Origin of the sequence: Sphingomonas sp. (assembly GCF_035944535.1) — a bacterium.
GTDB lineage: Bacteria > Pseudomonadota > Alphaproteobacteria > Sphingomonadales > Sphingomonadaceae > Sphingomonas_B.
In genome coordinates this window covers 56,521-80,822 of record NZ_DASZBC010000014.1, presented here as the reverse complement: position 1 = coordinate 80,822, position 24,302 = coordinate 56,521, and the positions used below count along the sequence as shown (strand labels likewise).

Genomic DNA, 24,302 nt, shown 5'->3' with positions numbered 1-24,302 from the left:
GAGCGGCAGCAAGCTTGATTGACTCGGTTCCCGGATCAGGGAACAAAAGAAGAACACATGAGTCGAGTCGCACCTATGCGCCAAGAGATGCGCCTTGAACGATTGCGTGCAGAGGTGCGCGCGATCGTGGCTTCGGGCAAGGACCCTGCGGCGGTGCTGCCGTTCGGCGTGGATGCGCTGGACGGGCGGCTGGCTGGCGGCGGTCTGGCCGATGCCGGGCTGCACGAAGCGGCGGCCGCGTCGTGCGGCTATAGCGACGATGCGGCGGCGACGCTGTTCCTTGCCGGCATTGCCGGGCGGCGCGCGGGCGAGAAGGGCATGGTGCTGTGGATTGTCTCCCGCCGCGACCTGTTCGCACCCGGGCTGGCGCTGGCCGGCCTTCCCCCTGAGCGGCTGCTGGTCGCCGAAGCCGGGCGCGACGCGGATGTGCTGGCGGTGATGGAAGAAGGGCTACGGCATGGCGCGCTGGCGGCCGTGGTCGGCGAAGTTGGGCGCGCGGGCCTCACCGAAACGCGGCGGCTGCAGCTGGCGGCGGAGGAGGGCGGGACCATGGCGCTGATGCTCCGGCGCTGGCGCAAGGCCGATCCGCTGGCAGAGCCCTCGACCGCGATCACGCGCTGGCGGATCGGGCCGGCGCCCTCGGTGCCGCTGCCGACTGCCGGCGTGGGGCCTCCCTGCTGGACCGTCGAACTCGCCCGCCAGCGCGGCGGGCCCGGATTTTCGCTGATCATGGAGGCTTGCGATGCGCAGGGTCGCCTCGCTCTACCTGCCCTTTCTCCCCACCGACCGGATCAGGCAGGTGGAGAGTGGAGACGGGCGGCGTAGCCTTTCTCCTTCTTATAAACTTCCCCTCACCCCGCTTGCCTCCGGCGAGTCGCCCTCTCCCTCAGGGGGAGAGGGGATTTATCTGGGCGACGAATGCTCCTGCCCACGTGGCGGGCATTGGCGGCCAGGCGCGCGCTGGTCGGAGAATTCGAAGGAGCGGCGCGTCCGCATGGAAGCGGAGATCGCGCAGCTGCCGCTCCACCAGCGCCCGGCGATGCGGGAGCTGGGCCGGCGCAGCGAAGCGGCCGATATGCCGTTCAAGAAGATAAACCCCTCTCCCGTTGAGGGAGAGGGAGGGGCCCGCTCGCGCAGCGAGTGGGAGGGTGAGGGGGAAACTCGAACTTCGGCGTTTCCCCCTCACCCCGCTCGCGGGCCGAACGCCCGCGAGTCGCCCTCTCCCTCAAGGGGAGAGGGTTTAGTTGTCACCGTCCACCGCTCGGGCTCGCGGGTTACGCTTGCGGCGGTGTGCCGCAATGCGCTGGCGCTGGGGCTGAGCCCCGGCATGCCGCTGACCCAGGCGCGCGCGATGGTGCCGGGGCTGGAGGTGCGGGAGGCGAATCCGGATGCCGACCTGGCGCTCCTCCGCCGCATCGCGACTTTTGCGGCCCGTCGCGTGACGCCTCTGGTCAGCCTGGCTGGCAGCGACGGGCTCTGGCTCGATCTGACCGGCGCTGCGCATCTGCATGGCGGCGAGCGGCAGCTGTGCGTCGATCTGCTCCGCTATTGTTCGAAGCTGGGGCTCGGCGCGCGGATCGCCGTCGCCGGCAATGGCGCTGCCGCCCATGCGCTGGCGCGGCATGGGCCGGAGCGGCTGCTGATCTGTCCTCAAGGCGGTGAGCTGGCGGCGCTGGAGCCGCTACCACTGTCTGCGCTTCGCCTGGAGCAATCCGTGATCGACTCGATGCGCCGGCTTGGGCTGGAGCGGATTAGCGACCTTGTCGCCATGCCGCGCGCGCCGCTCGCCCGCCGCTTCGGTCAGGAGACCTTGCTGAAGCTCGACCGAGCGCTCGGCCGTGCCGCCGAGCCGTTCGACCCGGTCGTGCCGCGCGATGCGCCGCAAGCGGCCTTGCGCTTCGCCGAGCCGATCGGTGGCGCCGAGTCTATCGCTAACGCCATTGCAGCGCTGCTCGACCAGCTGATCGAGAATTTGCGGGAGGCGGGGCTTGGCGCCCGCGCGCTGCTGCTGATGTGTGACCGGGTCGACCGGCAGGTGCAGCGGATCGAGGCCGGGGCCGCGCGCGCGACCCGCGACAAGGCCCATTGGCTGCGGCTGCTCGGTCGGCACATCGAGAGCATCGATCCGGGCTTCGGCATCGATGCGATGCGGCTGGTCGCGGTCGGCACCGAGGAGCTCGGCGCCACCCCGTTCGCCAGCGACCTCGCGGCCCCTGAGGCCACGCCCGACCTGTCCCAGTTGGTCGACCTGATCGCCAGCCGGATCGGGCCGCAGCATCTTTACCGCCTCAGTGCGGTTGAAAGCGATGTGCCGGAGCGCAGCGTCCGCAAGCTGGCGCCGCTCGACACACCGGAGCCATGGCCGGACGCTTGGCCGCGCCCGCCGCGGCTGCTGCCCCGGCCGGAGCCGATCGCGAATGTTCTCGCCGAACTGCCTGATGCGCCGCCCAAGCGCTTCAGCTGGCGAGGCACGACCTACCGGCTGGTCAGGGGCGACGGGCCGGAACGCATCCATGGCGAATGGTGGAAGCGGTCTGGCGAACGCGATGCGATTCGCGACTATTTCCTCGTGGAGGATGAAGGCGGCGCCCGCTTTTGGCTGTTCCGCAAAGGCGATGGCCTTGATCCGCGCACAGGCGACCGCAGCTGGTGGATACAGGGCGGCTGCGGCTAGCCCAGAGGCTGCAACAATATTTCAGATCGATTAATCCGCGCTTGCGACTCGTAACAATGCGCGCCAAAAGATTGTGCAGCGCACAATGGCGGGGGCTCGGGTGAAGAAGATCGAAGCCATTATCAAGCCGTTCAAGCTCGATGAGGTGAAGGAAGCCCTGCACGAAGTGGGCGTGTCCGGCATCACCGTCACGGAGGCGAAGGGCTTCGGCCGGCAAAAAGGCCATACCGAGCTATACCGCGGTGCGGAATATGTCGTCGACTTCCTGCCCAAGGTGAAGCTCGAAGTGGTGGTGGAAGACGGCCTTGCCGACCGTGTGGTCGAAGCGATCGCCGCCGCCGCCCAGACCGGCCGCATCGGTGACGGCAAGATCTTCGTGCTGCCGGTCGAAACCGTGCTCCGCATCCGCACCGGCGAACGCGACGCGGATGCGCTCTAAGATCGCCCGATCTGTCCTTCGTCATTCCCGCGGAAAGCGGGAAACCCAGCTTCTTTTGTCGACCTCCCGGCACTGCTGGGTCCCCGCTTTCGCGGGGATGACGAGAGAATGATTTAGCCCTTCTACTCCCGGGGAGATTACCGATGGCCGCCACTGCTTCCGAAGTGCTTCAGCGTATCAAGGACGAGGAGATCGAGTGGGTCGATCTCCGCTTCACCGATCCCAAGGGCAAGTGGCAGCATCTGTCGATGGTCGCCTCGACGATCGATGAGGATCAGCTGACCGACGGACTGATGTTCGACGGATCGTCGATCGCCGGCTGGAAGGCGATCAACGAAAGCGACATGATCCTGAAGCCCGACCTGGACGCGGTCTGGATCGATCCGTTCAGCGCGACGCCGATGATGATCATCGTCTGCGATATCGTCGAGCCCTCGACCGGCGAACTCTACAGCCGCGATCCGCGCTCGACCGCCAAGCGCGCCGAGGCGTTCCTGAAGAACACTGGCATCGGCGACACCGTCTATGTCGGGCCGGAGGCCGAGTTCTTCATGTTCGACGATGTGCGGTTCGAGAACAGCTATTCGACCAGCTATTACAAGATCGACGATATCGAGCTGCCGGGGAACTCCGGCCGCGAATATGAAGGCGGCAATCTCGGCCACCGGCCGCGCGCCAAGGGCGGCTATTTCCCGGTGGCGCCGGTCGACTCAGCGGTCGATATCCGCGGCGAGATGGTCTCGACCATGCTCGAAATGGGCCTGCCCTGCGACAAGCATCACCATGAAGTCGCCGCCGCGCAGCACGAACTCGGCCTGACCTTCGGCACCTTGGTCGAGACTGCCGACCGCATGCAGATCTACAAATATGTCGTGCACCAGGTCGCCCATGCCTATGGCAAGACCGCGACCTTCATGCCCAAGCCGATCAAGGAAGATAATGGCTCGGGCATGCACACCCACATGTCGATCTGGAACGAAGGCAAGCCGCTGTTCGCAGGCAATGGCTATGCCGGTCTGTCGGACATGTGCCTCTACTTCATCGGCGGCGTGATCAAGCATGCGAAGGCCTTGAACGCCTTCACCAACCCCACGACCAACAGCTACAAGCGGCTGGTGCCGGGTTATGAAGCGCCGGTGCTGCTCGCTTATTCGAGCCGCAACCGCTCGGCCTCATGCCGCATTCCCTATGGCGCAGGCAGCAAGGCCAAGCGCGTCGAGTTCCGCTTCCCGGACGCGCTCGCCAACCCCTATCTCGCCTATGCCGCGCTGCTGATGGCGGGGCTCGACGGCATCCAGAACCGCTTGCACCCCGGCGACCCGATGGACAAGAATCTCTACGACCTGCCGCCGGCCGAGCTGGAGCAGGTGCCGACCGTGTGCGGTTCGCTCCGCGAGGCGCTCGACAGCCTGGAAGCGGACATGGACTTCCTGCTGAAAGGCGACGTGTTCGGCCGCGAGCAGATCGAGGCCTATATCGAGCTGAAGCGCGAGGAAGTCGCCCGCTGGGAGATGACGCCGAGCCCGGTCGAGTTCGATATGTACTATAGCAGCTGAGGCTTGCGTGCGGCCAGCCCGTGCGGGCAAGCCAACCGCTCGCCCGCACAGTTGCTGTCAGCCGCCCTCGCCAGCAGCGAGGACCGACGGGGTGGCTTCGCCACCCCGGTCTGCAAAGACGTTGTGCGCCCCCGCACAGCGGTAACCGCGAATCACCCCTATCAGCGTCTCACAACAAGGAGACGCACGATGACCAACAGAAAGACCTTCTTCGCCCTCGCCGCCGCTGCCGCGCTGGCGCTGCCCGCCACGGCCCAAGCAGAGGGCACAACTCAGGGGTATGTCACTCAAACGAACCCCGTTGCAATTCTGATCGGCCTCTTGCTGCCTGCGGTGCAGAAGGTGCGCGACGCGGCCGGGCGCTAAGCGCGATCCCAGCGAAAGTCGGTCAGCTTGACGCGCGCGCTGCGCTGCATGCTGACCGGATTTTCGATAAACCTGTGCAACGTGCGCACGATCGTGTCGAGCGGGGCTTGCGCCAGCGGATGGGCGGAGCCCGGGAAGAGCGCCGGCGTGGCGTTCGGCAACAGCCTGGCGAGCTCCAGCACTTCGGCGGCGGGCACGAGCGGGTCCTCCAATGCTCCAAACGCCAGCACCGGCTGGGTGATGCCGGCGATCTCTCCTGGCGTGAGTGGGGGGCGCTCGGCGAAGGCAATGAACATGTTGCGCACTTTGCGGATCAGCTCTTGCCAGTCCTGCGGCGCGTGCATCCGTTCGAGAGCCTCGACACGCTCGGGGTTGGACCGGAGCAGGCGCTCGGCACTGGTCAGGTGCGTCGCATGGGCGATCGCCGCCTCGTTATAGATGAACTTGGCGGTGAGCGTCGCCACGCTCAGCACGCGCTTGGGATAATGGACGGCGAGCCACAGCGCCAGCAGCCCGCCGACGCTGAAGCCGAAAAGATGCGCCGCGGGGACACCGCGCGCGTCCATTTGTGCGATCAGGTCTGCGCCGATCTCTTCGATGCAGAGCGCGTCAGGGATTGGACGGCCGCCATGACCCAGCCAATCGAGTGCGATGACAGGACGATCGCTCGGCAGCCGCTCCAGCAGCGGCTGCATGTCGGACGCCGATCCATTCGCGCCATGCAGGACAATGAGCGGACTCTGCGAGCCTGCACGTTCAGCAGCTTTGGTGAGGAGAAGGGGCAACTTGCTAACCTCTCCCTTCAACAAGGATGAAGGCGCCTGTACCGAACGTGCGTTCACGGCGGCTCCAATGGCAGCCACATTTCGACAGCGGCGGTCGGACGGATTTTTCGGGCATGTTCAATCAGCTTGGACTTCAGCTGCTCGTCACCATTCATATCCGCGCGAAATTGGCGCGCGAACAGGTTCACGTACTGGCCGTTCTGACTGGTGGCGTTCTCAGTATCCCGGCAGACTTCATCCAGAAGCGCCTCTGAGTCTTCGAAGCGGCCGGCACGTGTTAAGCACAATGATTTAGCGAGCCGCTCGGCAGGCGTGAGTGGCGCGAAGAGCGCCATCTTTTCAAATCCCGTCAGCGCTTCGGCAATCCGTCCGTTGGCGGAATGCCCGTGCGTCCTCAGCGTAAGAACAGCGCGCCGGAAACGGCGAACAAAGCTCAACGCCATTCCTTACAGACTTATCACACCCGCATCGGCATCAGCACGTAGAGTGCGGGCGCTGTGTCGTTTTCGCGGATGAGCGTCGGCGCGGCGGCGTCGGCGAGGTGCACTTCGACCAGGTCGCCGTCGATCTGGTGGAGGATGTCCATCAGATAGCGGGCGTTGAATCCGATCTCGAACGCCTGGGCAGCATAGTCGCCGGGCACTTCCTCGGATGCCGTGCCGTTCTCAGGGCTGGTCACCGACAAGGTGATCTTGTCGCGGTCGAGCGCCATCTTCACGGCCCGGGTCTTTTCACTGGCGATGGTGGCGACGCGGTCTACGCCTTCCATGAAGCTCTTTGGATCGAGCCGCAGCAGCCGGTCGTTCGAGGTCGGAATGACGCGGCTGTAATCGGGGAAGGTGCCGTCGATCAGCTTGGAAGTCAGGATCGCCGCGCCGAGGTCGAAGCGGATCTTGGTGTTGGACAGCGACACGGCAACGGTGCCGTCGACTTCCTCCAGAAGCTTGCGGAGCTCGCCCACGCATTTGCGCGGCACGATCACGTCCGGCATGCCCTCGGCGCCTTCGGGGCGCGGCACGGTGACGCGGGCAAGGCGGTGGCCGTCCGTCGCGGCTGCCTTCAGCACCGGCTGCGTATCGTCGGACACGTGCAGGAAGATGCCGTTCAGATAATAGCGCGTCTCTTCGGTCGAGATGGCGAAGCGCGTCTTGTCGATGATCTGGCGGAGCGTGGCAGCGGGCAGTTCGAACCGGGTCGGCAGCTCTCCTTCGGCGATGACGGGAAAGTCGTCGCGTGGCAGCGTCTGGAGATTGAAGCGGGCGCGGCCGGCGTTGATCGCCATCTTTCCCTCGGCGGCCGAGAGCTGGACCTGGCTGCCCTCCGGCAGCTTGCGGCAAATGTCGAACAGGGTGTGCGCGGAGACGGTGGTGGCGCCGGGCTGATCCACCGCGGCTTCGACGGTCTCGACGATCTGCAGGTCGAGATCGGTCGCCATCAGGCGGATGCCCCCTTCGGCCGATGCCTCGATCAGCACGTTCGACAGGATCGGGATGGTGTTGCGCCGCTCGACCACCGATTGCACGTGCGCCAGGCTTCGCAGCAGCGTTGCCCGTTCGATCGTCGCCTTCATCGGTCCCCCCGGGCGTGAGCGCCCTGAAATCTCTTGTGGGTGAGGCGGAAATCGCCCCGGTTCACCGGATTTACTGGACAAAAAAGGGGGCCGGAGCAAGCGCCCCGACCCCTGTTTTCCACAAACGTGGCCGCTTAGAAGCGGAAGCCGATGCCGCCCAGCACCTGATGGCGCTCGATGCCGGCTTCATAGTTGGAGTAACGATACTCCGCCTTGGCATAGAGGTTGGTACCAAGCTTCTGCTCGACGCCCGCCCCTACGCGGATGCCGTCCAGTTCGTCCGACGTGGTGAAGTTGTTCGCCGGCGTCGTCGGGTCGGTGTAGTTCACGCCGACCTTGGCGTTGGTGTAGCCGGCCTTGGCGTAGAGCAGGGTGCTCGGCGCCGCCGCGAAGCCCAGGCGACCGCCGACATACAGGTCGCGCTTGCCTTTGGCGCAGATGCTGTCGTTCGCGGTGACGAAAGCGCCTTCGCAGCCCTTGGTGCTGGAATCGAGATATTCGCCCTCGATGCCCGCGACCGCGCCACCGATCTGGAAGTCATAGCCGGCAGCTCCGCCGAACGCGATCCCGTCGCGGCCGCCGCCATTGCCCTTCAGATTGTCATAGCCGACCAGGCCTTCGACGCGCAGGCCGGTGAAGGGCGCAGCCTCTTGCGCCAGGGCCGGTCCGGCCAGGGTGGTCGCCGCCAGGGCTGCGAACAGAAACTTTTTCATCGTCTTACTCCAGTTACTCTTATTCTGGTTGTCTCCGCCGCGTGAGAAGGGGTGCGGCGGATGACTTCCAGTGGCGCCCGAACGCTGAACCTGCCGCAACGCAACATGAACCCTGCACAACAAGCTTGGCTGTTGCATAAGCGCCACAGTCGGTTGCCTCTCCGGGCAAGTGGCTGTAGGGGTGAGGGCAAGTACCGGCGGTATCGGCCGTCCGGAGAAGAAACAGAGTGACGGCGGCAATGGCGGACCTTGCGCCCCTGCCGATGCAGCCCGCCCTTCGGGCGCGCACGGCATCCCATGCTTCGGCGACGCAGGCGTCGCGCCGCACCTATGGCGCGCTCGATCTCGGTACCAACAACTGCCGGCTGTTGATCGCGCGTCCTGCGCCGCAGGGCTTCGTCATTGTCGACGCATTCTCGCGTATCGTGCGGCTGGGAGAGGGCCTCGCCACCACTGGGCGGTTGAGCGACGCCGCCATGGACCGCGCGGTCTCGGCGCTGCGCATCTGCGGCGAGAAGCTTCGCCGCCGCCACGTCCATATCTGCCGCTCCGTCGCCACCGAAGCCTGCCGGCGTGCCAGCAACGGCGCCGAGTTCGTCGACCGGGTCAGGCGTGAGACCGGCATCGTGATCGACATCATCCCGGCTGAGGAAGAGGCGCGGCTTGCGGTGATGGGCTGCCACGTGCTGCTGGAGGACGGCGACGGCCCGGCGTTGATCTTCGACATCGGCGGCGGCTCGACAGAATTGGTGCTGGTCGACACGTCGGGGCCGCTGCCGACCACCCGGGACTGGTATAGCGCGCCCTGGGGCGTGGTCTCGCTGACCGAGGTCGAGCCGGGAGACTCGGCGACGCCCGAAGGCCGCCTCGACATCTACACACGGATGCGGGCGCGAGTGGAGGACAGCTTCCGCGCCTTTGCCGCCCGCCTGCCGCAAGCGGCGCGGGAGCATATGCGGCTGCTTGGGACCAGCGGCACGGTGACGACCCTCGCCAGCGTCCATCTGGGGCTGCCCAGCTATGATCGTAGCGCGGTCGATGGTCTGATCGTGCCGGCGGAGTCGATGCGCGGCGTCAGTCAGATGCTGTCGCGGATGAGCCATGCGGAGCGGGTGGAACTGCCTTGCATCGGGGAGGAGCGCGCAGACCTGGTCGTCGCCGGCTGCGCGATCCTCGAATCCATTCTCGATATCTTCCCGGCCGAGCGGCTGGGTGTGGCCGACCGCGGCATTCGCGAAGGCATCCTGCGCACGCTGATGGCCCGCGACGGCTTTTCGTGAGAGGCGGCGGCGGCGGCCGGCAGCGCGTCAAGACCGCCCGCAACCGCACCGCTGCCTCGACCCGCTGGCTCGAGCGGCAGTTGAACGATCCGTACGTCAAGAAGGCGAAGGCGGAAGGCTATCGCTCCCGCGCCGCATACAAGCTGATCGAGTTGGACGAGCGTTTCGGCGTGCTGAAGGGCGCCAAGACGATCGTCGATCTTGGCGTCGCCCCCGGCGGCTGGGCGCAGGTGGCGAAGCGCCGGCACAAAGACGCGGTGGTGGTCGGCATCGACCTGCTCCCGACCGATCCGATCGACGGCGTGACCCTTTTTCAGATGGACTTTACCGACGATGCCGCGCCGGAGCGGCTGCGCGACGCGTTAGGCGGCCCTGCCGATCTGGTCATGTCCGATATGGCGGCAAACACCGTCGGCCATGCCCAGACCGATCACCTGCGCACCATGGCGCTGGTCGAAAGCGCAGCCTGGTTCGCGATCGAGACGCTCAATCCCGGCGGCAGCTTCATCGCCAAGGTGCTGGCCGGTGGCGCCGATAATGAGCTCGTCGCGCTGCTGAAGAAGCATTTCGCGACCGTGAAGCACGCCAAGCCGCCTGCCTCCCGGAAAGAGTCGAGGGAGTGGTACGTGATCGCGCAGGGATTCAAGGGAGAGCGTCAGCCCGAAACAAGTTCCGGATGACGGATCAGGTACGGCTGGCGCGTACTTTCGCCACCGCTTCTTTCAGCGCTTCATAGCCGACGGCGCCGCTCATCGCCTGGTCGCCGATCACCCAGCTTGGTGTGCCGCTGAAGCCCAGAGTGCGGGCCAGCGCGACATTGTTGACCAGCTCCTGCTCCTTGTCGGGTGCCTGCATCGCGGTCTGTAGCTGCGTCATGTCCAGCCCGGCGGTCTGCGCTGCCCTGATGACCCCCGCGGCACTCGGCCGGCCGGCCGCGTACATGGCCGTATGGAAGGCGGCGTAGCGGCCTTGTTGCGCGGCGACGAGGCTCGCGCGGGCGGCAGTTTCGCTTTCGCGGCTGAGTATCGGGTATTCGCGGAAGACGACGCGGACCTTCGGATCTTCGCGCACTAGCCGCTGCAGGTCGGCGAGGCTCGTGCGGCAATAGCCGCAAGCATAGTCGAAGAATTGCACGATCGTGACGTCGCCCTTCGGCGCGCCCATGAACCCTTGGGCAAAGGGCGTTTCGAGATCGCGACGCAGGGGGGCGATCTGCGCCGCCGCCTGTTTCATCCGCAGTTTCTCCATCGCTTCCTGGAGCACTTCCGGATGTTCGAGCAGATAGGCGCGGGTGTCTTGTTTCCGGTCGAGCGCGGTGAACGCCACCGCCGTCCCAACCGAGGACAGCAAGGCGACCGCGACCAGGGACAGCCAGCGCGTCATTGCTGCGGTTCTTCCCTGTTCTTCTTGCGTTTCTTGATCTCGGGCTCGCTGACCATGAAGATATCCTGTGCCCGCACCCAGTCGGCCGATCCGCGGGGGATGCCGGCCATCGCCACCCGCGCATTGGCGAAGGCGAGCTGCGGATTGCCCTGGAGATTGTAGCGCTCGGCGGTGGCGAGTGCCGCCCGCGCGGCATCGCCCTTCCGGTCATAGACCACGCCCAACTGATACCATGCGAAGGGGTTCTGGTTGTCCTTGGCGATAGCGGAACGGAGCACCTGCTCGGCTTCCGCGAAGTTGGCGCGGTCCTCGGTCGCGATCAGCGCATGGCCGAACATGGAGGTGATCAGCGGATTGTAGCCGGTCAGCTGCACCGCTTCTCGCAGCGCCGGCAGTGCCTCTTTCGGCTTGCCGGATTCGAGCAGCACCTGGCCCTTCAGCTCAAGGAAATAGGGGTCGCGCGGTGCGGTGCGGAGCAGTGCGTCGACTTCCTGCATTGCCTTTTCGGGATAGGCGCCGCGGTGCCAGGCATAGGCACGCGCATAGCGCGCCGGCACCGTCTGATCCGTCTCGGGATATTGCTGCATCACGAGCGGCGGATCGAGCACATAGCCTTTCAACTTGGCTTTCACTCGCGCGAACCGCGCCTCGATGGCAGGATCGCTCTTGGCGTTCCAAGAAGGCGCGCTTTGAAGCGCATCGACAAGGGTCGTAACGCGCTCCCGGCTCAACGGATGGGTGCGATCATACGCGTCTTTGGAATTGTAGCCGTAGCGATATTCCTGGTTCTGCAGCTTTTTGAAGAAGGCGACGAGTCCCTGGCCGCTGACGCCGGCCTTGTTGAGATAAGTCACACCGGCGGCGTCCGCGCTGGACTCCTGCACCCGGCTGAAGGCGAGGAATTTTCCGAGCGCAGCCTGCTGTCCCATCGACAGCAGGCCCGCGCCTGCTTCGCCAGCGCCCGCCGCCATCGCTGCGGCGCCGAGCAACAGCGATAGGAGCATGATGCCGGTGGCGGTCTTCATGCCCTCTGCCATGCGCACGATGTGACCGCCCGTGACGTGGCCGAGCTCGTGCGCAATCACGCCCTGGACCATGTTGGCGTTCTCGGCCTGGGTGATCAGACCGGAATGGATGTAGACGATCTGCCCGCCCGCCACGAAGGCGTTGATCGAGTTGTCGGCGATCATCACGATCTCGACATTCTTGGGCTGCAGCCCCGCCGCCTCGATCAGCGGCTTCGACATGTCCGCGAGCAGCGCCTCGGTTTCCGCATCGCGCAGGATGGATTGCGCCGTCACCGGCCGCGTGAGCACGGCGAACGAGATTAGCAACGCAAACAGCGTTCGGAGCAGGTGGCGCATCGGGTCCGGACTCGCGTTCCGCAACTGAACCTCCGCTGAAAGCCCTGCTTCTACACCGTCATTGCGAGGAGCGCAGCGACGAAGCAATCCAGTGGGCACAATCGCCGATGCTGGATCGCTTCGCTGCGCTCGCAATGACGATCCGCTTACAGCCGCCCGGCGATGGTGCGCTGCCACCATCCCTTCCGGGGCGCGGCGGCGGGCTGGTCATTTGCCGGCTCGGCCGCAGGAGTGGCTTCGGCCGTTTCTGCCACGGCTGTGTCAGGGGTGCGAGGATCGGTAGCTTCAACCGCCACCGGTTCGGCCGGCGCCTCTTCCGCCTTCTTGCGGCGAGTCCGCTTCGGCTTGGCGTCCGCCTCAGGAGCGGCCTTGGCGGCCTCGGCAGGCGCTTCGGCATCGGCCTTTTTGCGCCGCGTGCGCTTCGGCTTCGCTTCTTCGGCAGGCGCTTCGGTGACCGCTTCTGCGGCTGGCTCCACCGGCGCCTCCGCTACCTTGCGAGAGCGGCGGCGCTTGGGCGCTTCCTCTGCTACCGGCTCCGGTGCGGCTTCCTGCTCGATGGGCGCTTCGAACGCTTCCCCTTCGGGCGCTTCCGTGGTCAGCGCTGCTTCGCCTGTGACCTGCTCCTCGCCACCACGCCGGCGGCGGCCGCCGCGACGGCCACGGCGGCCCCGGCGGCGACGGCTTTCACTATCCTCACGCGCCTCCGTGCTGTCGGCAGCGGCAGTGGTGTCGAGCTGTTCGACCGTGTCATTGTCGTCCACGGCTTCCAACTCGGGCTCGGAAGTCTGGGTCGGAGCGTCCTGCTCATGGCCGCGCTTACCGCGACGGCGTCGGCGACGGCGGCGGCCGCCCTCACCTTCGCCACGCTCCTCCCGCTCGCCACGCTCGCTGCGAGGCTCGCGCTCGTGGCGCTCTTCCTCTTCCTCTTCCTCGTCCTCGATCTCGTCGAGCACGGCATCGTCCTCGTCGAACTCGATCTGCGGCGGCTCGAAGCGCGGCGCGTGGGCGGGCGGCGGGCCGCTCGCCTCGACCGCCATGCGCGCGCCCTCGATCTCGCCCGACGACATCACTTCGATGCGGACGCCATAGCGCTCCTCGATCTCGGCGAGTTCGGCGCGCTTGTGATTCAAGAGGTAGAAAGCCGCCTCCTGGCTGGCGCGCAGCAACAGCTGCGACCCCCGTCCCCGAGCGGCCTCATCCTCCAGCAGCCGCAACGCGGACAGCCCCGCCGACGAAGCCGTGCGGACAAAGCCCGAGCCCTCGCAATGCGGGCAGGGGCGGGTCGATGCTTCGAGCACGCCGGTGCGCAGCCGCTGGCGGCTCATCTCCATCAGGCCAAAGCTGGAGATGCGGCCGACCTGGATGCGGGCACGGTCGTTCGCCAGCGCCGACTTCATCGCCTTCTCGACCTTACGGACGTTGGAGCCATTCTCCATGTCGATAAAGTCGATGACGACCAGGCCCGCCATGTCGCGCAGCCGCAGCTGGCGCGCGATCTCGTTGGCGGCTTCGAGGTTGGTGGCGACGGCGGTCGCCTCGATGCCGTGCTCGCGGGTGGAGCGGCCCGAGTTGATGTCGATCGAGACCAGCGCTTCGGTCGGGTTGATGACCAGATAGCCACCTGATTTCAGCTGCACGACCGGCTGATACATTTGGCTCAGCTGGTCCTCGACGCCGAAGCGCTGGAACAGCGGCACCGGATCGGCATAGCCCTGGATGCGCCGAACATGGCTGGGCATCAGCAGCTTCATGAAGTTCCGGGCGGCGCGATAGCCATCCTCGCCCTCGACGATGATCTCGTCGATGTCGCGATTATAGATGTCGCGGATCGCCCGCTTGATTAGGTCGCTGTCGCCATAGACCAAAGACGGGGCGGATGCCTTCAGCGTATTCTCGCGGATCGTGTCCCACAGCCGCGCGAGATAGTCGAAATCGCGCTTGATCTCGGTCTTGGTGCGCTGCAGGCCGGCGGTGCGGACGATGCAGCCCATGGTGCGGGGAAGCTTCAGCTCCGCCATGATCGACTTCAGCCGCTTGCGGTCGGCGGCGTTGGAGATCTTGCGGGAGATGCCGCCGCCCTGCGCGGTGTTGGGCATCAGCACGCAATAGCGGCCGGCGAGCGACAAATAGGTGGTCAGCGCCGCACCCTTGTTGCCGCGCTCTTCCTTCACGACCTGGACCAGCAGCACCTGCCGCCGGCGGATCACGTCCTGGATCTTGTAACGGCGGCGCAGGTTCATTCGGCGCTCGCGCAGGGACTCGACCGCCTCGTCGTGCGAGCCATTGCCGTTGCCGTTCACCGCCTCCGGGCGCGGCTGTTCATCCTCGTCGCCCTGATCCTCATCGCGCGGATGATCGTCGACTGGTTCGGAGGTGTCGTCCTCCTCGTCCTGGCGCGCACGGAGCGCTTCCTCTTCGGCAGCATGCTCAGCTTCCTCGCGGAGCAGCGCCTCGCGATCCTCTTTTGGGATCTGGTAGTAATCGGGATGAATTTCGCTGAAGGCCAGGAAGCCGTGGCGGTTGCCGCCATAATCGACGAAGGCCGCCTGAAGCGACGGTTCGACCCTGGTTACCTTGGCGAGATAGATATTCCCCTTAAGCTGCTTCCGCTCGGCGGACTCGAAGTCAAACTCCTCGATGCGGTTTCCCTTGACGACGGCCACGCGGGTTTCTTCCCGGTGGCGCGCGTCGATCAGCATGCGCGTTGTCATTGAATGTTCTCCGGGCGCAGCCGCGGCTCCATGAGCGGCGATCGGCTGCGCGATCTGTGAAATCGGGAAGCGAAGCGGCCCCTGTCCGCTCAGCTGCCGAAGGTGTGGACGTGAAGTTAAGCGCTTCCGCTGCAAAGGCACGCCGGGGTGAATGACCCGAGCCGAAGTTCCGCGGGACGCAACCGCCGGCCTTGGCCGGGCGATGCGGGACGCGGAAAGAATGCCTCATTGCAACATCAACCTGTGGGACCGGCGCAACGGCACCGATCGGACGTATCGCCGCGCCAAGAAGAGGCTGCCGGCGCGGAACTGCTAGCATTGGCCGCAGGAGAGGGCAAGTTACAGCTGTTTTGAGAAAATCCGGTAAATCTTGTTGATCTTGGCGCCGATCGTGTCGGCGATCGCGACCATTCCCTGATTGTCTTCGAGGATCCAGCCGATCTCTCCGCGCGAGGCGCCATAGCGCGCGACCGCCGCGGTCCGGGAATATTCGATCATCATGAACGCGAGCTGGCTGGCGAGGCGGGAGGCCTGAAGACGCTTAACCACCCCCATCAACGGCACGCGCATCGTCCGCGCCGTGGGGCGCCGCAGCCACAAGAGCAGCTTGGCCCAGCCAAAGGGGAAGAGCGATCCGTTAAGCGGCTTCAGCGGCTCGTTCAGGTCGGGCAAAGTGATCATGAAGGCGACCGGCTCGCCTTCCACTTCGGCGATGTAGATCAGGTCTTCATAGACGATCGGCTTCAGCTTCTTGCCGACTTCCGCCACTTCCGGATCGGTCAGCGGCACGAAGCCCCAATTGTCGGACCACGCATCGTTCAGGATGCGCAGGATGATCGCGGCCTCGTCGGCAAAGCGCGACTTGTCGACCTTGCGGACGCGGATGCGCGCATTCTTCTCGCCGGCGGCGATGATGCGTTCGACGAGCGGTGGGAAGGGCGTCAGGATGTCGAGGTCGTAGGTGAACAGGTCCTTGGCCCGTTCATAGCCCGCCGCCTCAATCCAGCCTTGATAGCGGGCGTCCTGGTGGCCCATCATGACCGTCGGCGGATGGTCATGGCCCTGGACCAGCAGGCCCGGTTCCTCCCAGACGGATGACGAGACCGGCCCGACCGCACGCGCCATGCCCTTGCCGCGCAGCCAATCCTCGGCCGCTGCGATCAACGCGCGACCGGTCGCCTCGTCCTCCGCGTCGAAAAAGCCCCAGAAGCCGGTGCCCGGCCCGAAGCCCTGCTCGGCCGGCTGTTCAAGCGCGAGCCGGTCGACATGCGCGGCGACCCGCCCGACCGTGCGACCACCTCGCTCCGCCAGGAAGAGCTGCTGTTCGGCATGGGTGAACCACGCGTTCTTCTCCGGCGTGACCATCGCCAGCGCCTCGCTTTTCAGCGGGGGCACCCAGTTCGGGTCCTGCGCATAATGGGCGAAGGCATAATCGACAAAGGCACGGCGGCCACGTGCGTCGGTCACCGGCACGATCTGGAGTTCGGACATCCGGCGCTCTCTAGGCGAGGGCCCTTTGATTGCCAAACTACGGCCACTATGTTCGTTGAAAGGCATTCATCAATGGCGACCAACCTGACCTTTGTAGGGCCCGCGCCCGCCGCGGCCCGCGACGACCGACCGCGCATCGCGGACGATATGGCGCTGCTCAAGGCGGCCGCCGAGCTGACGCGCGAGCTGAGCGCGCCGAACCCGCGCATCTACTGGGCCGATTTCCTGGCGTCGGTCGTGATTGGCTATGCGGCGCTCGCCGGTGCGATCCTGGTGAGCGGCTTCTGGCCGGCGCTGGCCTGTGGCTTGGCCGCCGTGCTGGCCCTCTACCGCGCGGAGAGCTTCATTCATGAGATCACCCATGTGAAGCACAGCGCGCTGCCAGGCTTCCGCACCGCCTGGAACGCGTTGATCGGCGTGCCGCTGATGGTGCCCTCTTTCATGTATGAAGGCGTGCACAATCTGCACCACGCGAGGACGCGCTATGGCACGGTCGAAGACCCGGAGTATCTGCCGCTGGCGCTTATGAAGCCGTGGACGCTGCCGGCGTTCATCCTGATCGCCGCGCTGGCGCCCATCGGACTGATCGTCCGCTATGCCGTGCTTGCGCCGCTGTCGCTGCTCTCGCCGAAGCTGCGTAAGGCGGTGGTTGCGCGCTATTCGGGGCTGGTGATCAATCCCGTCTTCCGCCGCCGTCCGCCCGAGGGCGAGGCAAAGGCGCTGTGGACCAGGCTCGAGATCGTGACGAGCTGCTGGGCTCTGACCTTTGTTGCCATGGCAGCGACCGGTGTGCTGCCGCTCCGGGCTGTCCTGATCATCCTTGGCGTTGCTTCGTCGGTCGCCGTTCTGAACCAGTTGCGCACGCTCGTCGCCCATCTCTGGGAGAATGAGGGCGAGGCGATGACGGTGACGGCTCAGTATCTCGACAGCGTCAATGTGCCGCCGCCCGCCCTGTTGCCGGGTCTATGGGCGCCGGTGGGGCTGCGCTATCACGCGCTGCACCATCTGCTGCCGAGCGTACCATACCATAATCTCGGCATCGCCCACCGCCGGCTGGCGGCGATGCTCGACCCGGCATCGCCCTATTTTAAGGCGAACTATCGTGGCCTGCCCGGCTTGATGTGGAAGATCGGGCTCAGCTCGGTTACACGCGGCGGGCGCGGCCTGCCGCGCTAGATCATTCCTCGGTGCGGACCAGCACCGTCTCGCCGATCAGCAGGAACAGCAGGAAGGGCGCCCAGGCCGCGAGCAGCGGCGGGTAGGCGCCGAGATTGCCCATGGCGAGCGCGAAGTTGTCGGCGACGAAATAGGCGAAGCCGAGCGCCATCCCGGCAACCGCGCGGACGAACAATTTGCCCGATCGCGCCAGACCAAACCCCGCCACTGCGCCCAGCAGCGGCATCAGCACGGATGATAAGGGTCCGGACAGCTTGTGCCAAAGCGCGGCTTCAAGCGGCCGAGTGGGGCGGCCGGCCGCCTTCAGGTCTTCGATCGCCTGGCGCAGCTGCATGAAGGACAGCCCTTCCGGATCGACGTTGGCGAGGGTGAAGCGGTCCGGCGTCACGCCACGCGCTGCGATGATCGTGCCCAGCCGGGTCTCCATGCCTGTGCTGACGTCGAAGCGGCGCGCTTCGGTCAGACGCCAGGCGCCGCCGACATAACGGCCCTCCTTGGCCTCGATCGTTGCCGCCAGCTCATTGCCGACCCGATCATAGAGCGTCACGTCGATCAGCCGTGTGCCGGCGCCGCGGCCGATCGCCCGGCCCGCGCGGATCAGGTCCTCGCCATTGCGCACCCACAGATTGGATAGGATGTTATTGCCCTTGGGCATCGGCCCATATTCGACCTTGCTCCACGCCTTGAGCGTCGCCGTCGCGCGCGCCACCACCCGTTCGTTGAACGCGAAAGAGAGGCCGGCAACGAACAGCCCGGCGACGATCAGCGGCGCAAGGATCTGGTGCGCCGACAGGCCCGACGCCTTCATCGAGATGACTTCGCTGTTCTGGTTGAGCGTCAGCAAGGTGATCAGCGTGCCGAGCAGCACCGAGAAGGGCAGGAAGCGCGCGACGATTTGCGGCACGCGGAGGGAGACATATGTCCACAGCTCCGGTTCGCCATTGCCTGGGTGCGCCAGGATCTTGCCCGACTCGCCGAGCAGATCGAGCGTCATCAGGATCAGCACCAGTCCGGCGAGCACCGCGAAGGAGCGCACCAGGAACATGCGCGCCGTGTAGAGCATGATCGTCGTCGAGGGGAAAAACTGCAGCTGCATCAGCCTGTCGCCTCCCGCCGGCGCCCGATGCTGAACCAGCGGCGGATGGCGGCGCCGATCTTCGCAAAGACGCGCTCCAGGCCGCCGATCGGCTGGCCGCCAGGCACATAAGCGAGCTGGTAGTAGAGCCACCAGATGATCGCGCCGAAGATCAGGAACGGCACCCACAGCGCGATCAGCGGATCGATGCGGCCGAGCGACCCCATGCCCTGCGCATATTCGTTCACCTTGTGGTAGGTCACGACCATTACGATCGACAGGAACACGCCCAGTGCCGAGGACGAACGCTTGGGCGGCACCGCCAGGGCGACGGCGAGCAGCGGCAGCAGGAACATCATCGCCACTTCGACGATGCGGAAGTGGAAGTTCGCGCGGCTTTCGTTGCGCAATGGGAGCGGCCGGCTTTCGTCGCCGCCGAGCCGCACCAATTCCGGAATGGTCAGCTCGCGCTCACGGCCGCCGCGGCTGCGAAAGCGCTCGACCTTCGGCAGGTCGATCGGCAGGTCGTGCGAGGTGAAGCTCAACACGCGCGGCGAGCGGAAATTGGGCTCGTCGTGGATCAGCGTGCCATTGCGCAGCCTGAAGATGATGGTGTCCGGATCGTCGGTGCGGAGAAAGGTGCCGCGCTCCGCGGCGACCGCCAGGCTGCGCCCGCCGCGACTGTCGGCACGCACGAAGATGCCCGATAGGTCCGCGCCGCGGCGGTGGCTCTCCTCGATGCGGACGGTCATCTGCTGGCCAAGACTTGTGAACTCGCCGACCTTGATCGACGCGCCGAGCGCGCCCGAACGCAGCTCGAACTGCAGGCCTTCATAAGCGTAACGTGCCTTGGGCTGGATGAAGCCGACGATCGCGAGGTTGAGCAGCGCCAGTGCGATGGTGAAGAGATAGGGCACGCGCAGCAGCCGACCATAGCTCAAGCCCACGGCGCGGAACACGTCCAGCTCGGATGTCGTCGCGATCCGCCGGAAGGCGAGCAGGATGCCGAGCATCAGCCCGATCGGGATGCCGAGCGACAGATATTCCGGCAGCAGATTGGCGAGCATCCGCCAAACGACGCTGACCGGCCCGCCCTGCTCCGCCACGAAGTCGAACAGGCGCAGCATCTTGTCGAGCACGAGCAGCATGGCGGCGATCACCAGGGTCGCGAACAGCGGAACGGCGATCAGCCTGGCGAGATAGCGATCGACTGCGGACAACATCTTCGAATTCTGGACGCCCGGCGACCATGGTTTTGCCGCAAAGCTCCACCATCTCCCGTCTTTGAAGGTGCGGCGTAGCGTGCCCGCTATAGTCGCGGATGCAGAGATGGTCATGAAGAAAGTTGCATTGGCCTCGGCCCTGGCGATGAGCTTTGCTGCCGGGAGCGGCGCGGCGCCGGCGGCAATCGTCGGCGAGACCGCCGCCTGTGCACGCGGCGACAGCGCGGTGCTGGTGCGCGTCGGCGGCTTCAAGGCCCAGCGCGGCACGGTGCGCGTCCAGATCTACGGCTCCAACCCGGCCGACTTTCTCGCCAAGGGCAAGAAGCTGAAGCGGGTGGACGTGCCGGTTTCCGGCGGGCGCGTGGACGTCTGCGTCGATCTGCCCGGACCCGGTAATTACGCGGTCGCCGTCCGCCACGACATGGACAATAACGGCAAGTCCGGCTGGAACGATGGCGGCGGCTTCTCGCGTAACCCGCGCATCTCGCTCGTCCATCTGCGGCCGAGCTTCAACGATGTCGTGATCCAGGTCGGCAGCAGCGTCCGCACCGTCGACGTGACGCTCAACTATCGCCAAGGCCTCTCCATTGGCCCTGTCAAAGGCTGATGGTCTCGGTCGCGCTCCTTTCCAACCCCCATTCCACGGGCAACCGTGAGCTGCTTCCCCGCGTCCGCGCCTACTGCGCGCGGCACCCCGACGTCTTCCATTACGAAGTGGAGCGCGTCAGCCAGATTCCGGACGCGATGCGCACGATCGCTCGCGTGCAGCCCAAGGTGATCGTGATCAACGGCGGCGACGGATCGGTGCAGGCCGCGCTGACTGAGCTGCATGGCGGCCGCTATTTCGGGGAGACGCCGCCGCCGGTTGCGGTGCTGCCGAACGGCAAGACCAACCTGATCGCGCTCGACCTGGGCGCCCGCGGCGATCCGGTCGAGGCGCTGGAGAAGATCGTGGGCCTCGCCCAGTCTGATCTCGCCGCGCACATCGTCCAGCGCGAGCTGATCGCGCTGTCCGAAGGCGACAGCAAGCCGGTGCTCGGCATGTTCCTGGGCGGCGCGGGGCTCGCCGACACGATCCTCTACTGCCGGCATAAGATCTACCCGCTTGGCCTGCCGAACGGCATCAGCCATTTGCTGACGGCGCTGGCGGTGATCGTGACGGTGGTGCTCGGCATCCGTGCCGCCTTCCTGCCGCCGCGTCCGTCCGAAGTGCGCGTGTCGCTGAAGCGCGGCGAGCAGATCACCGGGCGCTTTACTTTCCTGATCGTGACTACGCTCGAAAAGCTGCTGCTTGGCGGCAAGGCCGAGGGCAGTGCCGGGCATTTGAAGCTGATGGCGATCGAACAAGGCTCCGGCTCGCTGTTCCGAGCGGTGCTCGCCAGCATCCGCGGACGGCTCGGGCGCGCCAAGATGCGCGGCGTCCATATCGAACAGGGCGACGAGATCGAGATCGAAGGCGAACGCTCGAACGTCATCCTCGACGGCGAAATCTTCCAGGCACGCACCGGCAAGCCGATCGTGCTCCGCACCACGCCGCCGGTGCCGTTCCTGAAGCTGGCGGCTTAAGCAGCCCGTCATTGCGAGCGAAGCGAAGCAATCCAGTGATGTCGTCGGAGCTGCTGGATTGCTTCGCCGCCGCGCTCCTCGCAGTGACAAACAGGTGAAGACGCTCGAGAAACTCATCGCCGACGAACTCGCGCATCCGGTCGATCCGCGCGTCAGGGCCGCGGCGGCGGCAGTGGCGGCGCGGCATCCCGGCGCTCTAGCCGTGCTCTTCTACGGTTCCTGTCTGCGCACCGGCGAGATCGACGGGCAGATGCTCGATTTCTATCTGATCGTGGGCGACTATCGCCAGGCTTATGGCAAGGCGTGGCTCGCCTGGGCGAACCGGCTGGTGCCGCCCAATGTCTTCCCTTTCGAGGAGCAGGGCGTCGCGGCCAAATATGCGGTGCTGAGCGAAGCCGATTTCGAGCGGCTCACGCGACCTGAAGCGAGCAACGTGTCTGTTTGGGCGCGCTTCGCCCAGCCGGTGCGGCTGGTGTGGAGCGCGGACGCTGCAGTGCCTGCGCGCATGGCTGCAATCGTTGCGCAGGCGCCCGCCACTCTGCTCTCGCTGGCGCCGCCCGGGGGCGACCTGCTGGAGCAGTGGCGGCAGGGCTTCGCGTTGACCTACGGGGCCGAGCTGCGAGCCGAGCGTGGCGACCGCCCCGGCTCGATCGTTGATTGGCACCCGGAGCGATACCGGAGGATCGGCGAGGTGGCGCTTGGCCCCTCCTTATTCTCAGATGTGCGGTGGCGGCAGCTCCGCCGCAACGGCAAGGCGCTGACCGTCGTTCGCCTCGCCAAGGCGAGCCTGACCTTTGCCGGAGGCATCGATTACCTCGCCTGGAAGATTAACCGGCACGCCGGTACGCGGATCGAGATCAAGCCCTGGCAGCGGCGCTGGCCGCTGCTGGGCGCGGTCACGCTGCTGCCGCGGTTGCTTCGGGCGGGTGCGATCCGTTGAGCTTCGCCAGCGCGGCGTCCACCGCATTGGCAAGGCTGCCGATGGTGAAGGGCTTGCGCAGCACATCGTGCCCGCCGAATGCCGCGGCCTCGTCGATCTCGCCGGCATAGCCGGTCACGAACAGCACGCCGACGTCGGGGTGCATCGGACGGATGGCGGCGATCAGCTCGGGTCCGGTCGTGCCGGGCATGACCACATCCGATAGGATCAGTCGGATTCCTGGATGAGCGGCGAGCAGTCCCGGCGCATCTTGCGGGTCGGCGCAGGGGATCGGGCGGTGGCCGAGTTCGGCCAGCGCCTCGACGGTCGCGTTCAGCACGCGGGCATCGTCTTCCACGACAAGGATCTGCGCCTGCTGCTGCGTTGCGGCTGCGGAGGCGCGGACACCATGCGCTTCCTCGGCCGGCGCCACGCGATCCACGCCGGTGTAGCGCGGCAGCAGGATCGACACGGTCGTCCCCTGACCCGGCTCCGACGATATGGAAATTTCGCCGAGCGACTGGCGCACGAAGCCGAAGATCTGGCTGAGGCCGAGCCCGGTGCCCTTGCCTACGGGCTTGGTGGTGAAGAAGGGCTCGAACACGCGCTCGAGCACCTTCTGCTCCATGCCGCAGCCCGTGTCGCTAACCGAAATCGCCATGTAATCGCCAGCGCGGGCGGCGCCGAGCTCACCCTCGGCCAAGCGCCGTTGCGCCGTGGCGATGGTCAGCATCCCTTCGCCCTCCATCGCATCGCGGGCGTTGACGGCGAGGTTCAATAGCGCGTTCTCGAGCTGGTGCTTGTCGACCCAAACGGTCCAGTCGCCGCCGCTGAAATCCGTCCGCACTTCGATGCGCTCGCCGAGCGTGCGGTCGAGCAGTTCGGTCATACCTTCGACCAAGGCATCCGGCGAAACGGGCTCGGGCAGCAGCGGCTCGGCGCGGGCAAATGCGAGCAGGCGGCGGGTCAGGGCAGCGGCTCGGCTGGCGCCTTCCATCGCATTTTCCAGGTGCCGCCGCGCGTCGCCGGCATTGTCCGCAAGGCGCCGGCGGGCGAGCTCCAGACCGCCAATCACCACCGCCAGCATATTGTTGAAGTCGTGTGCGATACCGCCGGTCAGCTGTCCCACCGCTTCCATCTTCTGAACCTGACGCAGCTGCGACTCGGCGGCTTCGCGTTCCGCGGCTTCCGCGAGCAGCGCTTCGTTTGCCAGGCGCAGTTCGACGGTTCGCTCGGCGACGGCGGCTTCCAGTTCTTCGGCGCGGCGCGCCACTTCGTCGGCATCGGTGCGGGCGGCGCGCCGCTCGGCGATCGCCTGGAGCATGCTGAACGCGAGAATGGCGGCGCCGACCAGGATGACGATAGCAAAGGCAAGGAGCAGCTTCGCCGCCCAATTCGACTGGTCGACCGTCGCATTGGCAGCGTCGATCCGCGCCTTAAGCAGGCGCTTTTCGGTGGTGATTATGTCCTCGATCGCCCGCGACAGAGCGGCGACGCTCTCCGACTTGCCGGCTGCGGCATAGGCGGCGAGACTGCTCATCTTCTGGTCGTAGCGGGTGCGGAGCGCCGCGCCAGAGAGCATCCGGTCGCGCTCGTCATAAATGCGGCGCAGCCGGTCGACATGGGCCGTCTGCTCGGGATTGTCGCGGGTCGCTTCGCGGAGCCGGCTGATGGAGGTGCCGGCGCGGCGCCAATCGTCGACGAACAGCCGGCCGAAATCCGGCTCCATGTTGACGACATAGCGGCCCAGAGTCGCCTCGGCACGATTCATCGTGCTTTCAAGCGACCGGGCGAGGATGATGACTTCAAAGCTATGGCGCTGCGCGGCGAGGGCCGCGTCACGCTGCTTGTTGGAGTTGGAGACCAGCAGGGTCAGCGAGATCAGGCCGAAGGCGGCAAGCAGGCCCAACGCCGCCGCAAGCGCGCGGCGCACACTGATCGAGCCGTGCTCGATCTCCTGGTTTGCGACCCTTCCCATCCCCACCTCTCCATAACAGAGCGTGGTTAACAG

23 protein-coding genes are annotated in these 24,302 nt (G+C 66.1%); 12 read left to right on the top strand and 11 right to left on the bottom strand.

Annotated features, from left to right (window positions below; all coding sequences use genetic code 11):
- Window positions 1-87: 87 nt before the first annotated feature.
- The 5 genes from VGT77_RS13315 to VGT77_RS13295 all read left to right on the top strand — a co-directional run bounded on the left by VGT77_RS13315 (window position 88) and on the right by VGT77_RS13295 (window position 5,035).
- Window positions 88-825: a protein ImuA gene (locus tag VGT77_RS13315; protein WP_327463360.1), complete on the top strand. Its 738-nt coding sequence runs from the start codon at window positions 88-90 to the stop codon at window positions 823-825.
- On the top strand, window positions 743-2,674 hold the full coding sequence (locus tag VGT77_RS13310) for a DNA polymerase Y family protein (protein ID WP_327463358.1): 1,932 nt from the start codon (window positions 743-745) through the stop codon (window positions 2,672-2,674). Before VGT77_RS13315 ends, VGT77_RS13310 begins: the two co-directional genes overlap by 83 nt.
- Before the next feature lie 100 nt (window positions 2,675-2,774).
- Window positions 2,775-3,113, top strand: coding sequence for a P-II family nitrogen regulator (locus VGT77_RS13305; protein ID WP_327463356.1), 339 nt, complete (start codon window positions 2,775-2,777; stop codon window positions 3,111-3,113).
- A gap of 143 nt (window positions 3,114-3,256) precedes the next feature.
- Entirely contained in the window at window positions 3,257-4,669 is a 1,413-nt protein-coding gene (gene glnA, locus VGT77_RS13300) for a type I glutamate--ammonia ligase (RefSeq protein ID WP_327463354.1), read from the top strand.
- 189 nt (window positions 4,670-4,858) lie between these two features.
- Window positions 4,859-5,035 (top strand): hypothetical protein, encoded by a 177-nt coding sequence (locus VGT77_RS13295; RefSeq protein WP_327463352.1) that lies wholly within the window; start codon window positions 4,859-4,861, stop codon window positions 5,033-5,035.
- Here the strand turns inward: VGT77_RS13295 and VGT77_RS13290 are convergent.
- From VGT77_RS13290 to VGT77_RS13275, 4 genes are all read right to left on the bottom strand, one after another.
- On the bottom strand, window positions 5,032-5,877 hold the full coding sequence (locus tag VGT77_RS13290; RefSeq protein WP_327463350.1) for an alpha/beta fold hydrolase: 846 nt from the start codon (window positions 5,875-5,877) through the stop codon (window positions 5,032-5,034). The two genes, VGT77_RS13295 and VGT77_RS13290, sit on opposite strands and share 4 nt — an antisense overlap.
- Window positions 5,874-6,257 (bottom strand): hypothetical protein, encoded by a 384-nt coding sequence (locus tag VGT77_RS13285; RefSeq protein WP_327463347.1) that lies wholly within the window; start codon window positions 6,255-6,257, stop codon window positions 5,874-5,876. The genes VGT77_RS13290 and VGT77_RS13285 overlap by 4 nt, the downstream gene beginning before the upstream one ends.
- Window positions 6,258-6,277: 20 nt before the next feature.
- Window positions 6,278-7,390 (bottom strand): DNA polymerase III subunit beta, encoded by a 1,113-nt coding sequence (dnaN, locus tag VGT77_RS13280; RefSeq protein ID WP_327463345.1) that lies wholly within the window; start codon window positions 7,388-7,390, stop codon window positions 6,278-6,280.
- A gap of 134 nt (window positions 7,391-7,524) precedes the next feature.
- On the bottom strand, window positions 7,525-8,103 hold the full coding sequence (locus tag VGT77_RS13275) for a porin family protein (protein ID WP_327463343.1): 579 nt from the start codon (window positions 8,101-8,103) through the stop codon (window positions 7,525-7,527).
- A gap of 263 nt (window positions 8,104-8,366) precedes the next feature.
- On the opposite strand from VGT77_RS13275, the gene VGT77_RS13270 reads away from it, so the two are divergent.
- Together VGT77_RS13270 and VGT77_RS13265 are read left to right on the top strand one after the other, a co-directional pair.
- Window positions 8,367-9,383, top strand: a complete 1,017-nt coding sequence (locus VGT77_RS13270) for a Ppx/GppA phosphatase family protein (RefSeq protein WP_327463994.1) — start codon at window positions 8,367-8,369, stop codon at window positions 9,381-9,383.
- Window positions 9,380-10,063 (top strand): RlmE family RNA methyltransferase, encoded by a 684-nt coding sequence (locus tag VGT77_RS13265; protein WP_327463341.1) that lies wholly within the window; start codon window positions 9,380-9,382, stop codon window positions 10,061-10,063. The genes VGT77_RS13270 and VGT77_RS13265 overlap by 4 nt, the downstream gene beginning before the upstream one ends.
- Before the next feature lie 4 nt (window positions 10,064-10,067).
- Here the strand turns inward: VGT77_RS13265 and VGT77_RS13260 are convergent, their stop codons facing one another.
- The 3 genes from VGT77_RS13260 to VGT77_RS13250 form a co-directional block, all read right to left on the bottom strand.
- Window positions 10,068-10,766 carry a DsbA family protein gene (locus VGT77_RS13260; RefSeq protein WP_327463339.1) on the bottom strand — a complete coding sequence of 233 codons (699 nt, stop codon included), beginning with the start codon at window positions 10,764-10,766 and terminating at the stop codon, window positions 10,068-10,070.
- Window positions 10,763-12,130, bottom strand: a complete 1,368-nt coding sequence (locus VGT77_RS13255) for a M48 family metalloprotease (RefSeq protein WP_327463337.1) — start codon at window positions 12,128-12,130, stop codon at window positions 10,763-10,765. The genes VGT77_RS13260 and VGT77_RS13255 overlap by 4 nt, the downstream gene beginning before the upstream one ends.
- A 146-nt stretch (window positions 12,131-12,276) precedes the next feature.
- A complete protein-coding gene (locus VGT77_RS13250; RefSeq protein ID WP_327463335.1) occupies window positions 12,277-14,841 on the bottom strand; it encodes a ribonuclease E/G in 2,565 nt (854 codons plus the stop codon).
- Between the two features lie 151 nt (window positions 14,842-14,992).
- On the opposite strand from VGT77_RS13250, the gene VGT77_RS13245 reads away from it, so the two are divergent.
- Window positions 14,993-15,157, top strand: a complete 165-nt coding sequence (locus VGT77_RS13245; RefSeq protein WP_327463333.1) for a hypothetical protein — start codon at window positions 14,993-14,995, stop codon at window positions 15,155-15,157.
- A gap of 23 nt (window positions 15,158-15,180) precedes the next feature.
- Here the strand turns inward: VGT77_RS13245 and VGT77_RS13240 are convergent, their stop codons facing one another.
- Window positions 15,181-16,332 carry an N-acetyltransferase gene (locus tag VGT77_RS13240; protein ID WP_327463332.1) on the bottom strand — a complete coding sequence of 384 codons (1,152 nt, stop codon included), beginning with the start codon at window positions 16,330-16,332 and terminating at the stop codon, window positions 15,181-15,183.
- A 72-nt stretch (window positions 16,333-16,404) separates the two neighbouring features.
- On the opposite strand from VGT77_RS13240, the gene VGT77_RS13235 reads away from it, so the two are divergent.
- The gene (locus VGT77_RS13235; protein ID WP_327463330.1) at window positions 16,405-17,508 is read left to right on the top strand and encodes a fatty acid desaturase; all 1,104 of its coding nucleotides are present in this window, start codon (window positions 16,405-16,407) and stop codon (window positions 17,506-17,508) included.
- A gap of 1 nt (window position 17,509) precedes the next feature.
- Here the strand turns inward: VGT77_RS13235 and lptG are convergent, their stop codons facing one another.
- Both lptG and lptF read right to left on the bottom strand, forming a co-directional pair.
- Entirely contained in the window at window positions 17,510-18,604 is a 1,095-nt protein-coding gene (gene lptG, locus VGT77_RS13230) for an LPS export ABC transporter permease LptG (RefSeq protein WP_327463328.1), read from the bottom strand.
- Window positions 18,604-19,806, bottom strand: coding sequence for an LPS export ABC transporter permease LptF (gene lptF / locus VGT77_RS13225; protein ID WP_327463993.1), 1,203 nt, complete (start codon window positions 19,804-19,806; stop codon window positions 18,604-18,606). Before lptF ends, lptG begins: the two co-directional genes overlap by 1 nt.
- Before the next feature lie 112 nt (window positions 19,807-19,918).
- On the opposite strand from lptF, the gene VGT77_RS13220 reads away from it, so the two are divergent.
- The 3 genes from VGT77_RS13220 to VGT77_RS13210 all read left to right on the top strand — a co-directional run bounded on the left by VGT77_RS13220 (window position 19,919) and on the right by VGT77_RS13210 (window position 22,312).
- Window positions 19,919-20,413 carry a DUF2141 domain-containing protein gene (locus VGT77_RS13220; RefSeq protein ID WP_327463326.1) on the top strand — a complete coding sequence of 165 codons (495 nt, stop codon included), beginning with the start codon at window positions 19,919-19,921 and terminating at the stop codon, window positions 20,411-20,413.
- The gene (locus VGT77_RS13215; RefSeq protein WP_327463324.1) at window positions 20,413-21,372 is read left to right on the top strand and encodes an acylglycerol kinase family protein; all 960 of its coding nucleotides are present in this window, start codon (window positions 20,413-20,415) and stop codon (window positions 21,370-21,372) included. Before VGT77_RS13220 ends, VGT77_RS13215 begins: the two co-directional genes overlap by 1 nt.
- A 94-nt stretch (window positions 21,373-21,466) precedes the next feature.
- Window positions 21,467-22,312: a hypothetical protein gene (locus VGT77_RS13210; RefSeq protein ID WP_327463322.1), complete on the top strand. Its 846-nt coding sequence runs from the start codon at window positions 21,467-21,469 to the stop codon at window positions 22,310-22,312.
- On the opposite strand, the gene VGT77_RS13205 is transcribed toward VGT77_RS13210, so the two are convergent.
- The gene (locus tag VGT77_RS13205; protein ID WP_327463320.1) at window positions 22,269-24,269 is read right to left on the bottom strand and encodes an ATP-binding protein; all 2,001 of its coding nucleotides are present in this window, start codon (window positions 24,267-24,269) and stop codon (window positions 22,269-22,271) included. The two genes, VGT77_RS13210 and VGT77_RS13205, sit on opposite strands and share 44 nt — an antisense overlap.
- Between the last annotated feature and the right edge of the window lie 33 nt (window positions 24,270-24,302).